Genomic DNA, 14228 nt, shown 5'->3' with positions numbered 1-14228 from the left:
CGACGGCTCAGAGTTCCAGTTGCTTGCCGCGGGTTTCCGGCAGGCTGAGGGCGGCGAGGATCACCACGCCGTAGGAGACCGCGGCGAAGGCGCCGATCCCCAGGCCCAGCGAGAGCTTCTGGCCGAGCATGCCGATCAGCATCGGGAACAGCGCGGCGATGGCGCGCCCGGCGTTGTAGCAGAAGCCCTGGCCGGAGCCGCGGATGCGGGTTGGGAACAGTTCGGTGAGGAACGAGCCCATGCCGCTGAAGATGCCCGAGGCGAAGAAGCCGAGCGGGAAACCGAGCCAGAGCATGGCGCCGTTGCTCACCGGCAACTGGGTGTAGAGCAGGACCACGGTGAAGGAGCCGACGGCGAACAGGACAAAGTTCTTCTTGCGCCCGATCAGGTCGGTGAGGAAGGCACTGACCACGTAGCCGACGTAGGAGCCGAGGATCACCATCGCCAGGTAGCCGCTGGTGCCGAGCACGGTCAGCCCGCGTTCGGTCTTGAGGAAGGTCGGCAGCCAGGCGGTGATGGCGTAGTAGCCGCCGAGCGCGCCGGTGGTCAGCAGCGAGGCGCGCAGGGTGATGCTGAGCATCCCGGGGGCGAAGATCTCGTAGAAGCTGACCTTGTCGGCGCCCTGGTTGCGTTGCCTGGCCTCGCGGTAGATCGCCGGTTCCTTGACCAGCCGGCGTACCACCAGGACGAACAGCGCCGGCAACAGGCCGAGCATGAACAGCGCGCGCCAGGCCTCTTCCGGCGGCAGCAGGCTGAACATCAGCGAGTAGAGGATGGCGGTGAGGCCCCAGCCGATGGCCCAGCCGGACTGCACCAGGCCGACCGCCTTGCCGCGGTCGCGGGCCTTGATCACTTCGCCGATGAGTACCGCGCCGGCGGTCCATTCGCCACCGAAGCCGAAGCCCATCAGGGTCCGTGCGACCAGCAGCTGCTCGTAGTTCTGCGCGAGGCCGCAGAGGAAGGTGAAGAAGGCGAACCAGAGCACCGTCAGTTGCAGGGTCAGCACCCGGCCGATGCGGTCGGAGAGGATCCCGGCGATCCAGCCGCCGGCGGCGGAGGCGAGCAGGGTCATGGTGTGGATGAAGCCGGCTTCGCCGGTGCCGATCCCCCACAGGGCGATCAGGGTAGGGATCACGAAGCTGAGCATCTGGGTGTCCATGCCGTCCAGGCCGTAGCCGATCTTGCAGCTCCAGAAGGCCCGGCGTTCCTGCTTGTCGAGGGCGCGATACCAGCCGAAATGACCGTCCCGGGAAGCGTCCGGGCCGGCGTCGAGGGTCATGTGTTTTTCCATGGGGGCACCGATCGTCGTTATTGGTGTTATGAAGATTCGGTGGGCGCCGTCGCACCCGGTGGTCGCATTCTTCGAGGCTGGCCAGCGAGCGTCCAACTAATTTATGCGGCCGCCGGGGATAAGAAATTTCGATGGCGGAGCAGGCCGTCATGCGTCGATCATGTGCCGCCGGAAGGTGGGCGCTGGCATGGAAGCTGCTCGCTCCCGCCACCTTGTGTCCCTTGCCCGTCGGTACCCGCCACATGAACCTGAAATTCCTCGAGACCTTCGTCTGGGTCGCGCGCCTGAAGAGCTTCCGCCTCACCGCGGAGAAGCTGTTCAGTACCCAGGCTTCCATTTCCAGCCGGATCGCCGTGCTGGAGGACGAACTCGGCGTGAAACTGTTCGTCCGCGACTCGCGCGGCGTGACCCTGACCCCGGAAGGCGACAAGGTACTGGCCTACGCCGAGCGGATGATGGACACCATGCACGCGCTGAAGCAGTCGCTCGACACCGGCGCCAGCACCCAGGGACGGATTCGTATCGGCGCCATGGACACGGTCATCCACACCTGGCTGAGCCCGTTGGTGGCCAGGGTCACGGAAACCTTCCCGGCGGTGGAGATCGAGCTGATGGCGGACACCGCGCGCAACCTCTCCGAGCAGTTGCAGAAGGGCTACCTGGACCTGATCTTCCAGACCGACTCGCTGCGCCACGAGTCGGTGCTGAACCTCGAACTGGGCAGCTATCCGCTGCGCTGGATCGTTTCCACCGGCTCGATCTACCACCGCGACTACGCCTCGCTGGCGGACCTGGCGCGGGAGCGGGTGGTGACCTTCTCCAAGCACTCGCGGCCGCACCAGGACGTGCTCGGCCTGCTGCACGCCAACGGCGTCGCGGCGCCGCGCCTGAACTGCGTGAACTCGGTGGCGGCGATGACCCGCCTGCTGCGCGACGGCTTCGGCGTCGGCGCCTTGCCGCCGGCGCTGGTCAGCCAGGAACTGGAACGCGGCGAACTGACCCTGCTGCGCCTCGGCCCGCCGCCGCCGAACCTGCCGGTGGTGGTGTCCTGGCGCGGCGGCACCGGCCTGGAACTGGTGGACGAAGTGGTGGAGCTGAGCAAGGCGGTGCTGGCCGACTACGCGGCCAACGTCGGCCCGGAGTGCATGCTCCTGGCGCCGCTGAAGAAAGGAGTGGGGCGGCTGCGTTCGCGCTGATTCGGATTTTCCGATCGCCCCCGGCGGAAAAATCTCGTTGGACGCTGACCGCCGTCCGCTTCTACAAACCTGCCAACAACGACGTCCGCCAGCGCACGGAGCCGCCATGCCCGAACCGACCTTCCACGAACTCGCGCAACTGCCGCCGCCGGTCCTGCGCCAACTGATCCGCCGCGGCGACTACACCGGCCATACCAGCGGCCTCGGCCAGCGCCACTTGCAGGCCAACCTGGTGATCCTGCAGAAATCCTGGGCCGACGAGTTCCTTCGCTTCTGTGCCCTGAACCCCCGGGCCTGCCCGCTGCTCGACGTCAGCGAACCCGGCTCGCCGCACTTCGCCAGGCTCGGCGCGGATATCGACGTGCGCAGCGACCTGCCGCGCTACAGGGTGCATCGACGCGGTCAGGAGCCCGTCGAGGTGAGCGACATCGGCACCTTCTGGGAAGCGGATTTCGTCGCCTTCGCCATCGGCTGCTCGTTCTCCTTCGAACAGGCGTTGCTCGACGCCGGCATCGGCCTGCGCCACCTCGAGCTGGGGCGCAACGTGGCGATGTACCGCAGCTCCATCGCTACCCGGCCGAGCGGTCGCCTGGCCGGGCCCACGGTGGTATCGATGCGGCCGTTGAAGGCCGCCGAGGCGATCCGGGCGATCCAGGTCACCAGCCGCTTCCCTATGACCCATGGCGCACCGCTGCACCTGGGCGATCCGGCGCTGATCGGCATCCGCGACCTGGCGCGGCCCGACTACGGCGACCCGGTGCCCCTCGCGGCGGACGAGATCCCGCTGTTCTGGGCCTGCGGGGTCACGCCCCAGGCGGTGCTCGCCGAGGTTCAGCCGGAGCTGTACATCAGTCACGCGCCGGGGCACATGCTGGTCAGCGACCGACTCTACGACGAGCTCTGAGGGGCGTCGTCCTTCGCCGGACCGGGGATGATCGCCAGGTGGCGCAGGGCATCCGGCTCCAGGCTGTAGCTCTTGCCGCTCGGCGCTTCGATGAGCCGCCCGAGGGCGTAGAGGGTGAAGTAGCGCACCGTTTCGGCGCAACCGAGGATGTCTTCGAGGTAGCGCCGATGCGGATAGCCCTGCAAGGTTTCCGGAGCGACGTAGAGGAATACCGGCTTGCCGTCGATGCGGTCGCGGAACTTGAAGCGGAAGCCCTGCGGCCGGCTCGGCGCACCGTAGCGCCGGACCAGGTCGGCGCCGCCGTAGAATACCTTGCCGGCGCTGCCCGGGGTGGCATAGCCGATGTGCTGGAAATAGGCGCGCAGCGGTATCCGGCCGAGGCCGCTGATGCGGATGTCCAGTTGCTTGAACTCTTCCGCCGGCAGCTCGGCGCGGGCCTGGCGGAAGGTGTCGACGAGCAGTTCGAAATCGCGGGTGCGCCGTGGCCGTTGCGTTCTCTGCCGAGGCGCGGCGGGAGCGTCGGTGCGCACTGCGGCGGAGGCCGGCGGGTGTTCCTCGGTGTCCGGGTCCGCTTGCGGCGGCGCGGCCTCCTCGGCAATGGCCGGGTCGAACTCCTCGACGTAGGCATCCAGCTTGTCGCGGATGCGCCGCTGGCCGGCATCCTCGGCGGACTCGCCCGGGCGCAGAGCGTCCTCGTCCTCCTCGACGAACCATTCGCAATCCGACAGATGGGTGGAGTGCGGGAACTTGCTGAAGTGCGCGGCCTTGCGGGTGTCCTGCGGCAGCTTGTCGTAGTTGCTCGCCGATACCTTGATCCCCTGTGCCCGGCACCCTTCGCTGGAGCAGAGGAAATCGAAGCGTTTGCGCGGCTCGGCCTGGGAGAAGTATTCGCGGCTGGCGCTGGCGATGGAGATCACCCGATCCAGTTGCACGCAGTAGGCCAGTGCTATCCGTTTGAACGCCATGTTCCCAATCCTTCCGCCGGTTCGAGCGGGCCATTATGGCGCCTGGCGATGGGTAGGCAAGCCGACGGCCTTCCGCACCTGCCGAAGCCGGGCACATGGCCTTGCTCGAATTCAAGCGCAAGAACCGGAGTTCTTGCGCTTGAATGGCGAATTAGTCTGCGGGCATCATCCGCTCCCACAGGGGAAACGCCATGAGCCAGCAGCTCGATCCTTGCAACGCCTACCACACCGACGAACAGCGCTGGGCCGCCGTGCTGGCGCGCGACGCGGCGGCGGACGGGGCGTTCGTCTATGCGGTGAAGACCACCGGGGTCTATTGCCGCCCGAGTTCCTCGGCGCGTCGGCCCAGGCGCGAGAACGTCGAGTTCTTCGCCACTGCCGAGGCCGCCGAGGCCGCCGGCTATCGGCCCAGCCGGCGCGCCGCCGGCGACCGCAGCCTGGCGGCGGAGCAGCGCGCCGAGCGGGTGGCGCAGGCCTGCCGGATGATCGAGACGGCGGAGACGCCGCCGGCACTGGAGGCGCTGGCCGCCCGACTGGGCATGAGTCCGTTCCACTTCCATCGTCTGTTCAAGGCCGAAACCGGCCTGACGCCCAAGGCCTACGCCTCGGCCTATCGTGCCCGGCGCCTGCGCGAGCGCCTGGGCCAGGCGTCCGCTTCGGTGACCGAGGCGATCTACGAGTCCGGTTTCAACTCCAACAGCCGCTTCTACGAGTCCTCGTCGCAACGCCTCGGCATGCGCCCGCGCGATTACCGCGATGGCGGCGCCGGCGCGGCGATCCGTTTCGCCATCGGCCAGTGCTCGCTGGGCGCGATCCTGGTAGCGCAGAGCCAGCATGGCATCTGCGCGATTCTCCTCGGCGAGGAGCCGGAGCCGTTGCTGCGCGAGTTGCAGGACCAGTTCCCGCGCGCCCAGCTGCTCGGCGGCGACGCCGACTTCGAACGGCTGGTGGCGCAGGTGGTGGGCTTCGTCGAGTCGCCTCAACTGGGGCTGGACCTGCCGCTGGACGTGCGCGGTACGGCGTTCCAGGAACGGGTCTGGCAGGCGCTGCGGGAAATACCGCCGGGCAGCACGGCGAGCTATGCGCAGGTCGCCGAACGGATCGGCGCGCCGCGAGCGGTGCGCGCGGTGGCGCAGGCCTGCGCGGCGAACCGGATCGCAGTGGCGATTCCCTGCCACCGGGTGGTACGTCGCGACGGCGACATTTCCGGCTACCGCTGGGGCGTGGAGCGCAAGCGCGAACTGCTGCGCAGGGAAGAGCGGGATTGAGCCCAAGGCCAGGCGATACGCGGCCCGGAATGCAAAAAGCCCACTCGATGGTGGGCTCTATGCAATGGGGCGCTGGTCCTTCAGCTGGTTCCAGTATCCATGTCAGCGGTGAAAATTTCGTGAAATGAAACGACAACCCTGACCGTTCGTCCTTTCCTCCGTCGTTTCATTCGTCGCTGCACGCACGCGCCTGCTTCAGGTAGTGCAACACCTGGCGCTCGCCGTGGGAGTCCAGGTACACCAGGGTGGCGCGCACCACCTGGCAGGTATCGCTGGGCGCCTCGTCGACGCTCAGCACCCTGGCCACGTCCAGCGGCATGCCGTAGACGTAGTCGGCAGTCGCCGCACCGGCGATGGCCGGCACCAGCAGTAGTGCAACGCAGCAGAGGTAGAGCTTGGCTCGGTTCATGGACGGTATCTCTCCATCCCCCCGCGAAGCGACGGCGCAAGGGCGCCGCCGACGCCATGGGTGGAACCCGCTTCGTCGTTCGCGACGGGTTCGCCACCTCCGTCCAGCAGTATAGAACGGCGGCCTCAGCCGCCGTCGAGGGAAAGGATGTAGCCCAGTTGCGGTGCCGAGCGCCCGGCCAGCAGGTCCTGGTAGACCTCCAGCACCTCGCTGCCGCCGACACCGCGGCGGACCTGGATCCAGCCGCCGACGAAGGCCGAGAACTCGCCCCAGACTTCCGCCAGGCGCGCCTGGAACGCCGCGCCGCCCCAGTCCTTGAGGCGTTTTTCCGCCTGCGCCGGGGCGAAGAACAGCTTCGGCGTCGGACCCGGCAGCGCCTTCGGCAGGCCGCCGCGCTGGTCCCAGTGGGCGGCGCCGACCAGGCAACTGTAGCGCAGGCGGTCGCCCAGGCGCTGGTGCAACTGGCCGAGCAGGGCGCCGTTGCCGGCGAAATCCACGCTCAACGCGTCTCCGCTGGCGTCCAGTGCGTCCAGGCGGTCGTAGGCCAGGACCTCGTCATAGCAGCCCAGGCCTTCGACGAAGGCGCGGTTGCCCGCGGAGGTCAGGCCGACGATGCGGTAGTCCTGGCCGCGTTGCGCACGATTGCGCTGGAGGAGGAAGGCCAGGCCGATGGCGGTCTTGCTCGAGGCACTGCTCAGCAGCAGGTCGGTGGCGCCGAAGAAGGCATGCTCGGCGAGGAAGTCGTCGAGCAGGAACGAGGTGGTGAACAGCGGCCGCAGGAGCATCTGCAGGGCCTCGTCGGAGGCCCGGTAGAGCGGGTCGCTGCTGCAGCGCAGGTACTGGTTGTAGACCGACGGGAGGTTCCGGCGGTGCTCGCTGGCGTCGACGAAGCCGCTGCCGCGGACCTGCGCCGGCGCGACCAGCAGGTGGCTGGCCATCGGATAGTAGCCATAGAAGCGCTCGCCCGGTTCGACCCCCGGGCAGCGCGAGGCAAGCACCTCGGCGAAGCCCCAGACCGGGACGATGCCCAGCCCCTCGCCGGCCGGGAAGAACTCCCAGTAGCGCAGGGCATCGCCGAGGGCGGCATAGGTGACGTTGTTGGCGGTCAGGGCGAACTCGCCGACCGCCAGCAGCGCCTGGCCTTCCGCCAGCGCCTCCGGGGCGGGCAGGTTGCGCGTACGCAGGGCGGCGGTGGTGAGCTGGCGACGCTCGACCACGACTTCGGTGATGCGGGTCATGGCAGGTTCCTCCGCCTCAGGCCTTGCTCGCGGCCAGATAGGAGGCCAGGCGCCGGCCCATCTCCTCGCCGAGGGCCTGGAGGCCGCTCATGGGACGGACCATCACTTCGAAGTCGACGATCCGGCCGTCGTCGTCGAAGCGGATCATGTCGATGCCTTTCAGTTCGCGTTCGCCGACCCGTGCGCTGAATTCCAGCACCACGCTGCGGCCGTCGGCGCTGGCCAACTGGCGGTGATAGGCGAAATCCTCGAAGACCGTGAGCACGGTATTCAGGATCATCGAGACCACCGGTGCGCCGGCATACGGCTTGTGCGCCATCGGCGAGCGGAACACGGCGTCGGGGTGCAGCAGGCGCGGCAACCCGGAGAGGTCGCGGCGGGCGATCAGCCCGTGCCATTCGGCGAGGGTGGCGGCGGCGTTGGCTTCGAGCGGCAGGCTGGTCATACGGTGGCTCCTCTGGCGGGTGCTGGACTGTATCCCCGGGGCGGCCTGGGGCCGGCAGCGGGGCGCAGCCTCACCATAGGTCGCGGGAAAGGCCTCGCTCAATGATCGAAAGTGACGGAAGACTGATCCTGGCGCGCAACCTGCGACTCAGCCCTGTTCGATCTGCACGATCTGCTCGCGCAGCCATTGCAGGCCGGGCGTCGCTTCCTGCTGGCGATGCCAGATCAGGTTGACCTGCACCGGGGCCATCTCGAAGGGGACGTCCGCCAGTTGCAGACCATGGCTGCCGGCGAAACGCTCGGCCAGGCGGCGCGGCACGGTGCCGAGCAGCTCGGTGCTGGCGACGATGGCCGGGATGGTCAGGTAGTGAGGCACCAGCAATTGCACCTGGCGCTGTACCCTGGCCGAGCCGAGGACGATCTCCAGCGGACTGCCGCGCCCGACCCGCGGCAGGATCGAGACGTGCTGCGCGGCCTCGTAGGCCGCGCGGTCGAGGCCGCCGCGGAAGGCCGGATGGCCCTGCCGGGCGATCACCACCAGGCGTTCCTCGCCGACCGGCCGGTAGGCCAGCTCGGGCTCGTCGAAGTACAGGTAGTCGATCGCCAGGTCGAGTTCGCCGCTGGCCAGTTGCGCCGGGATCGAGGCGCCTTCGTCGGGACGTACCTCCAGCGTCACCCGCGGGGCCAGGGTCTTCAGGCGGGTCACCAGGCCCGGCAGCAGGCGCAACTGGGCATAGTCGTTCATCGTCAGGCGAAAGGTCCGCGCAGTGTGCGGATCGAAGGTTTCCTGGGAGCCAAGGCCGGCCTGCAGCAGATGCAGGGCCTGGCGCACCGGCACGTACAGGGCGAGGGCGGCGGCGGTGGGTTCCAGGCCCTTGGCGGTGCGCCGGAACAGCGGCTGGTCGAGCTGCTCGCGCAGGCGGGCGAGGGCGTTGCTCACCGCCGGCTGGCTGCGATGCAGGCGGATCGCCGCGCGCGACAGGTTGCGTTCGCGCATCAGGGCATCGAAGACCAGAAGCAGGTTGAGGTCGAGCTGCTGCAAGTTCAGCTTCATGAATAATCCTCATTCTATTTATCCATTACCCTGATAAGACTGGCATCGCTACACTCGAATGCAAGCCCTTCCGCCCCGGCGGATCGGCCCGGTTCGCGGCCCAGCCAATAACAATCACACGCGAGATGCCGACCATGTCCTTCGATCCCCAACCCTTTCGCCAGCAGTACCGCGCGGCCATCCGGCCCGGCTACAACCCCTGGCTGCACGCCGGCTTCGTCCTCGCCTACGGCGGCGCCTGGATCGTCTTCTTCCTCTCCCGGCTCGAGCAGCCGAGCCTGCTGGAATGGCTGACGGTGCCGGCCGCGCTGGTGTTCTTCAACTGGGGCGAGTACCGCATCCACAAGTCCCTCGGCCACCACAAGCACCCGCTGGGGCGGATGTTCTACAAGCGCCATACCGGCGACCACCACAGCTTCTTCGTCGCCGGCCAGATGCGCTACGAACAGGCACGCGACTGGCGGGTGATCCTGTTCCCGGCCTGGCTGGTGGTGGTCTTCAGCCTCGGCGCGCTGCTCGCCTGGAGCCTGCTCGGCCTGCTGAACGACAACCTCGCCGCGCTGTTCGCCGCGACCCTGCTGCTGGGCTACCTCAGCTACGAGATCTTCCACGCCTGCGAACACCTGCCGCCGGAGCATCCGCTCAGCCGTCTGCCGTGGATCCGCCACATGCGCCGCCTGCACGAACTGCATCACCGTCGCGAGCTGATGCAGACGCACAACTTCAACCTGGTCTTCCCGTTGATGGACTGGTGCTACGGCACCCTCCACTGGGAAGCGGAACCCGCCGAGGAGCGCGCCATGACCCGCATGCAGCACCGAATCGAGATCGCCCGCGGGCCCGAGGCGACCCTCGCCTACGCCGCCAGCCCGGCACTCTGGCCGGAATGGCATCCCTCGTCGTTGCGGGTCGACGGCGCCTCGGGCCCGCTGCCGGCCGGCGCGCGCTTCGAGGAGGACATCCACGCCGGCGGCCGCGCCGGGCACTTGTCCTGGACGGTGGTCGAGTACCAGCCGGGCCGCCTCTGGCGCGCCAACGCCCGTGGCGACCACGGCCTGCACCTGCGCCTGAGCTACGAATGCCAGCCGAGCGCGGCCGGCACCCGCTTCGTGCGCACCCTGGAATACCGCTTCGATGGCTGGTCAATGCGCCTGGCCAACCTGTTCCTGCTGCGCCGGCGCATCGAGCGCGAGTCGGAGGAGTCCATGCACCGCCTACGCCGGGTCGCCGAGGCGCGGATAGCGGCGGCGGAAAGCGTATGATCGGGGGCCGCGGGGGCGGATCGCAGAAGGACACCGATGAACAAGTTTGCCGAAATGACCACCTTCGTCAGCGTGGTTGACGCCCGTAGCTTCTCCGAAGCCGCCCGCCGCCTGGGCACCACCAAGTCGCAAGTCAGCCAGCGTATCCAGCAACTGGAGAGGCGCCTGGGCCGGGTGCTGCTGAACCGCACCCGGCCGCTGAGCCTCACCGACCCCGGTCGCACCTACTACGAACATGCCTGCCGCCTGCTACAGGAGCTGGAGCAGGCGGAAGCCTCGGTGCTCGACGCCGATGACGACCTGCGCGGCCAGTTGCGCCTCTCCGCGCCGCTGGCCTTCACTCCGCGCTACCTGGCGCCGCTGCTGGCGCGCTTCGCCGAGCGCCATCCGCAATTGCGGGTGGACGTGCAGGCCGACGATCGTTTCGTCAACCTCCAGGAACCGCGCTTCGACATGGCCCTGCGCATGGGCCGGCTGGACGACTCCTGCCTGGTGGCGCGGCCGATCACCGCCAACCGCCACCTGCTCTGCGCCAGTCCCGACTACCTGGCGCGGCATGGCGTGCCGCAGCATCCCGAGGAATTACAGGCGCACGACGGGCTGGTCTACTACAACCGCGAGCCCGGCGGCATGCTCTGTCTGCCGGTGGACGGCGAACCGGCCTCGTTCCGCATCCGGGTGAGGATGCGCACCGACTCCGGGCACCAGTTGCTCGAAGGTGCGCGCGCCGGGCTCGGCCTGGCGATCCTGCCGAGCTTCCTGGCCGCCGATGCCTTGCTGGCCGGCGAGCTGCTGCCGGTCCTGCCTGGCTACTCGCCGGACGGCGGGCAGGTTTCCGTGGTCTACCGCAAGACCCAACGGACGCCCCGGAAGATCCTCGTCCTCGGCCAGTTCCTCGAAGAGGAAATCGGCGATCCGGCACCCTGGGACCGCGCGCTCATCGAGCGTGGCCTGTTGCCGCCGGGCTGAGTTCGGAAAAACCGAACCAGCGGTTCGCCTTCCGCTGTCTGTCGCCGAGGGCGCGCCGGGCATAGCGTTGCTCCCGTCAATCGATCTGGATACGGGAGAACCCCATGCACCAACCCGAAAACCCGGCGCGCCGCACCTTGCTGGCGCAGACCGTCGCCGGCTCCGCCGCGCTCGCCCTGGGCTCGCTGCTCGGCGGCGCGCCCGGCGTGGCCAGCGCCACGGCGGAAACGCCCCGCAAGGCCTTCGATGGCGGCAGGATCGATGTGCTGATCGTCGGCGGCGGCTCCGCCGGCGCGGTCCTCGCCCGGCGCCTGAGCGAGCGCGGCGACCGCCGGGTACTGTTGCTGGAAGCCGGCCAGGCCTATCCGGCCTGGGACTACCCCAGGATCATCGCCAGCAGCGACAGCGTCGGCGGCGACCCCTCCAGCGACTGGGGCTACCAGTCCCAACCGGGGGCGATCGGGCACCCGATCCATGCGATCCGCGGCAAGGTCCTCGGCGGCAGCTCGGCGATCAACGGCGCGGTGGCGATCCGCGCGCGGCGCGAAGACTTCGCCCGCTGGAACCTGCCGGGCTGGTCCTACGACGACCTGCTGCCGGCGTTCCGCCGCCTGGAGACCCGCCAGGGCGGCGACCCGGCCCTGCACGGCGGGGACGGACCGCTGCCGGTGCGGCAACTGAGCCGCGCCGATCTCTCGCCGATGCAGAGGGCCTTCGTCGACGCCACCCTGGCCAACGGTTTCAAGGCCATCGCCGATTTCGACGGCGCCGACGCCAACGGCGTCGGGCCGTACCCGATGAATGTCGTCAACGGTGTGCGCGTCAACACCGGCATGGCCTACCTCGACAACGCCGTGCGCGCTCGCGCCAACCTGTCGATCCGCGGCGACGCGCTGGTCGACCGGGTGCTCTTCGAAGGCAAGCGCGCGGTGGGCGTGCGCCTGGCCTCCGGCGAGGAAATCCACGCCGGCGAAGTGATCCTCAGCGCCGGCGCCTACGGCAGCCCGGCGATCCTGCTGCGCTCCGGTGTCGGCCCGGCCGACGAGCTGAAGGCGCTGTCGATCCCGTTGCTTGCCGACTTGCCGGTGGGCCGCCGGCTCAAGGACCATCCGTTCTACTACAACGCCTATGCCGCCCGGCCGGAGCGCATCGGCGCGCAGTCGCCGGTGATCGGCGCCAAGCTCTGGACCCATAGCTCGCGGGCGCAGAACGGCGAGCTGGACCTGCACATCACCGCCACCCACCTGTTCCCCGCCGAGATGAGCCCGACCGGGGTCGGCTTCGTCCTCGCCGTGGCCCTGACCCGGCCGCAATCGCTGGGCAGTGTGCGCCTGGCCAGCCGCGACCCGGCCGTCGCGCCGCTGATCGACCTGAACTTCCTCGCCGAGGCCGAAGACCGCGCGCGGTTGCTGGAAGGGGTCAAGCTGGCGCGCCGGATAGGCCGCAGCGAACCGCTCGCCGGGCTGATCCACGCCGAACTCGGGCCGGGGCCCGAGGCACGCAGCGATGCGCAGATCGAAGCGGCGATCCGCGCCACCCTCGATACCTACCACCACCCGACCTCCAGCGCGCCGATGGGCCGCGCCGGCGAGCGCTGGGCGGTGGTCGACCTGGAGGGCAGGGTGCATGGCCTGCAAGGATTGCGGGTGATCGACGCCTCGATCTTCCCCGATGCCATTTCGGTGGCCACCAACATCACCACCATCGCCGTTGCCGAGCACCTCGCGCAGCGCATCGCCTGACCGACCCAGGAGAACTTGCAGATGAACGGACACGCCAGACACTGGATCGACGGCGCATGGCTCGATTCCGCGCAGCGGGGACAATCCTTCGACCCCGCCAGCGGCCAGCCGATCGGCACCTACGCCGACGGCGGGCGGGCCGAGGCCGACGCGGCGATCGCCGCCGCTGTGCGCGCCTTCGAAGATGGTCCCTGGAAGGACGACCACGCGCTGCGCGCGACAGCCCTGGAGGAAATCGCCGCGGCCTTCGAGCGGCATGCCGATGCGCTGATCGACCTGCTTGCCCTGGAGAACGGCAAGATCAAGCCCGAGGCTGCCTTCGAGGTCGGCATGGTGCCGGGCAAGCTGCGCTACTACGCCGGCCTGGCGCGCAGCGAACGGGGCGCCAGCGGCACGCCGCGCCCCGACGTGGTGTCGCTGGTGCTGCGCGAGCCGATGGGCGTCGCCGGCATCATCGTGCCGTGGAATTCACCGGTGGTGCTGATGATCCGCTCCCTGGCGCCGGCGCTGGCCGCCGGTACCACCACGGTGGTGAAGATGCCGGGGCAGACCGCGCAGACCAACGCCATGGTCGCGCGGATCATCGCCGAAGCGCCGTCGCTGCCTGCCGGGGCGGTGAACATCTTCAGCGAATCGGGTTCCGAAGGCGCCCGGCGATTGATCGACGCGGCCGAGGTGCCGGTGATCAGCTTCACCGGCTCGAGCGCCACCGGCCGAGCGATTTCCGCCGCCGGCGCGCGGCACCTGAAGCGCTTCGGCCTGGAACTGGGCGGCAAGACACCGCACCTGGTGTTCGACGACGCCGACCTGGACGCCGCCTTGCCCGTGCTGGAGAAGTCGCTGACGGTGTTCGCCGGGCAGTTCTGCATGACCGGTTCGCGCCTGCTGGTGCAGCGCGGCGTTGCCGAACGGCTACGCGAACGCCTGGCGCAGCGCCTGGAAAACCTGCGCGTGGGGCCGGCGGCGGACCCGCGCAGCGACATGGGGCCGTTGATCGACAAGGCCAACGTCGAGCGCGTCGAGCGAGCCGTACGCCAGGCCATCGCCGCCGGCGCGCGGGTGGTGGTCCGCGGCGGCCCGGTAACCGAGGGCGAGCTGGCGGCCGGCGCCTTCTACCGTCCGACCCTGCTGGAGGTCGATGATCCGGACCTGGACATCGTGCAACAGGAAACCTTCGGACCGGTGCTGACCCTGCAGGTATTCGAGCACGAGGAGGAGGGCGTCGCCCTGGCCAACCGCAGCGAGTACGGGCTGGCGGCCGGGGTCTGGACCCGCGATGTCGCGCGTGCCTTCCGGGTGGCGCGGAAGATTCGCGCCGGCACCGTGTGGATCAACGACTGGGCCAAGGTCTACGACGAATTCGAGGAGGGCGGCTACCGCCAGTCCGGCCTCGGCCGGCTGAACGGGGTCGCCGCCCTGGACGACTTCGTCGAATACAAGCACATCAGCCTGACCACCGGCGCGGCCTGAGCCTGGGCGAGCGGTG

13 protein-coding genes are annotated in these 14228 nt (G+C 69.1%); 7 read left to right on the top strand and 6 right to left on the bottom strand.

What is annotated here, in order from left to right:
* Positions 1-7: 7 nt before the first annotated feature.
* A complete protein-coding gene (locus tag AT700_RS14570; RefSeq protein ID WP_003122793.1) occupies positions 8-1279 on the bottom strand; it encodes an MFS transporter in 1272 nt (423 codons plus the stop codon).
* Positions 1280-1533: 254 nt separating this feature from the next.
* Here AT700_RS14570 and AT700_RS14565 point away from each other — a divergent pair, with 254 nt between their 5' ends.
* Together AT700_RS14565 and AT700_RS14560 are read left to right on the top strand one after the other, a co-directional pair.
* Positions 1534-2487, top strand: a complete 954-nt coding sequence (locus AT700_RS14565; protein WP_003102114.1) for a LysR family transcriptional regulator — start codon at positions 1534-1536, stop codon at positions 2485-2487.
* A 106-nt stretch (positions 2488-2593) separates the two neighbouring features.
* Positions 2594-3391, top strand: coding sequence for a putative hydro-lyase (locus tag AT700_RS14560; RefSeq protein ID WP_003120275.1), 798 nt, complete (start codon positions 2594-2596; stop codon positions 3389-3391).
* Here AT700_RS14560 and AT700_RS14555 read toward each other — a convergent pair.
* The gene (locus AT700_RS14555; RefSeq protein ID WP_048521112.1) at positions 3376-4356 is read right to left on the bottom strand and encodes a hypothetical protein; all 981 of its coding nucleotides are present in this window, start codon (positions 4354-4356) and stop codon (positions 3376-3378) included. The genes AT700_RS14560 and AT700_RS14555 overlap by 16 nt on opposite strands.
* A gap of 191 nt (positions 4357-4547) precedes the next feature.
* Between AT700_RS14555 and ada the strand changes: the two genes are divergently transcribed.
* The gene (gene ada / locus AT700_RS14550) at positions 4548-5624 is read left to right on the top strand and encodes a bifunctional DNA-binding transcriptional regulator/O6-methylguanine-DNA methyltransferase Ada (RefSeq protein ID WP_048521111.1); all 1077 of its coding nucleotides are present in this window, start codon (positions 4548-4550) and stop codon (positions 5622-5624) included.
* Positions 5625-5790: 166 nt separating this feature from the next.
* Here the strand turns inward: ada and AT700_RS14545 are convergent, their stop codons facing one another.
* From AT700_RS14545 to AT700_RS14530, 4 genes are all read right to left on the bottom strand, one after another.
* The gene (locus tag AT700_RS14545) at positions 5791-6033 is read right to left on the bottom strand and encodes a DUF2790 domain-containing protein (RefSeq protein ID WP_003088835.1); all 243 of its coding nucleotides are present in this window, start codon (positions 6031-6033) and stop codon (positions 5791-5793) included.
* Positions 6034-6158: 125 nt separating this feature from the next.
* On the bottom strand, positions 6159-7271 hold the full coding sequence (locus AT700_RS14540) for a DUF2855 family protein (RefSeq protein WP_048521110.1): 1113 nt from the start codon (positions 7269-7271) through the stop codon (positions 6159-6161).
* Positions 7272-7287: 16 nt separating this feature from the next.
* Entirely contained in the window at positions 7288-7716 is a 429-nt protein-coding gene (locus AT700_RS14535) for a nuclear transport factor 2 family protein (RefSeq protein ID WP_003102139.1), read from the bottom strand.
* 147 nt (positions 7717-7863) lie between these two features.
* A complete protein-coding gene (locus AT700_RS14530) occupies positions 7864-8769 on the bottom strand; it encodes a LysR family transcriptional regulator (protein WP_003102141.1) in 906 nt (301 codons plus the stop codon).
* Between the two features lie 125 nt (positions 8770-8894).
* On the opposite strand from AT700_RS14530, the gene AT700_RS14525 reads away from it, so the two are divergent.
* From AT700_RS14525 to AT700_RS14510, 4 genes are all read left to right on the top strand, one after another.
* A complete protein-coding gene (locus tag AT700_RS14525; RefSeq protein WP_003117350.1) occupies positions 8895-10031 on the top strand; it encodes an SRPBCC family protein in 1137 nt (378 codons plus the stop codon).
* A gap of 36 nt (positions 10032-10067) precedes the next feature.
* Positions 10068-11000, top strand: a complete 933-nt coding sequence (locus tag AT700_RS14520) for a LysR family transcriptional regulator (protein ID WP_003088848.1) — start codon at positions 10068-10070, stop codon at positions 10998-11000.
* A gap of 104 nt (positions 11001-11104) precedes the next feature.
* On the top strand, positions 11105-12742 hold the full coding sequence (locus tag AT700_RS14515) for a GMC family oxidoreductase (protein ID WP_003102147.1): 1638 nt from the start codon (positions 11105-11107) through the stop codon (positions 12740-12742).
* Between the two features lie 21 nt (positions 12743-12763).
* Complete coding sequence (locus AT700_RS14510) at positions 12764-14212, top strand: aldehyde dehydrogenase family protein (RefSeq protein WP_003160203.1); 1449 nt, start codon at positions 12764-12766, stop codon at positions 14210-14212.
* Positions 14213-14228 lie beyond the last annotated feature (16 nt).

The sequence above is a fragment of the Pseudomonas aeruginosa genome (assembly GCF_001457615.1).
GTDB lineage: Bacteria > Pseudomonadota > Gammaproteobacteria > Pseudomonadales > Pseudomonadaceae > Pseudomonas > Pseudomonas aeruginosa.
Note: the sequence above shows the minus strand (reverse complement) of the source record. Positions and strands in the feature narration are given on the sequence as shown.

Coding starts and splice junctions, on each gene's coding strand:
- AT700_RS14570 (WP_003122793.1), bottom strand. CDS start 1,279: ATGACCCTCGACGCCGGCCCGGACGCTTCCCGGGACGGTCATTTCGGC.
- AT700_RS14565 (WP_003102114.1), top strand. CDS start 1,534: ATGAACCTGAAATTCCTCGAGACCTTCGTCTGGGTCGCGCGCCTGAAG.
- AT700_RS14560 (WP_003120275.1), top strand. CDS start 2,594: ATGCCCGAACCGACCTTCCACGAACTCGCGCAACTGCCGCCGCCGGTC.
- AT700_RS14555 (WP_048521112.1), bottom strand. CDS start 4,356: ATGGCGTTCAAACGGATAGCACTGGCCTACTGCGTGCAACTGGATCGG.
- ada (WP_048521111.1), top strand. CDS start 4,548: ATGAGCCAGCAGCTCGATCCTTGCAACGCCTACCACACCGACGAACAG.
- AT700_RS14545 (WP_003088835.1), bottom strand. CDS start 6,033: ATGAACCGAGCCAAGCTCTACCTCTGCTGCGTTGCACTACTGCTGGTG.
- AT700_RS14540 (WP_048521110.1), bottom strand. CDS start 7,271: ATGACCCGCATCACCGAAGTCGTGGTCGAGCGTCGCCAGCTCACCACC.
- AT700_RS14535 (WP_003102139.1), bottom strand. CDS start 7,716: ATGACCAGCCTGCCGCTCGAAGCCAACGCCGCCGCCACCCTCGCCGAA.
- AT700_RS14530 (WP_003102141.1), bottom strand. CDS start 8,769: ATGAAGCTGAACTTGCAGCAGCTCGACCTCAACCTGCTTCTGGTCTTC.
- AT700_RS14525 (WP_003117350.1), top strand. CDS start 8,895: ATGCCGACCATGTCCTTCGATCCCCAACCCTTTCGCCAGCAGTACCGC.
- AT700_RS14520 (WP_003088848.1), top strand. CDS start 10,068: ATGAACAAGTTTGCCGAAATGACCACCTTCGTCAGCGTGGTTGACGCC.
- AT700_RS14515 (WP_003102147.1), top strand. CDS start 11,105: ATGCACCAACCCGAAAACCCGGCGCGCCGCACCTTGCTGGCGCAGACC.
- AT700_RS14510 (WP_003160203.1), top strand. CDS start 12,764: ATGAACGGACACGCCAGACACTGGATCGACGGCGCATGGCTCGATTCC.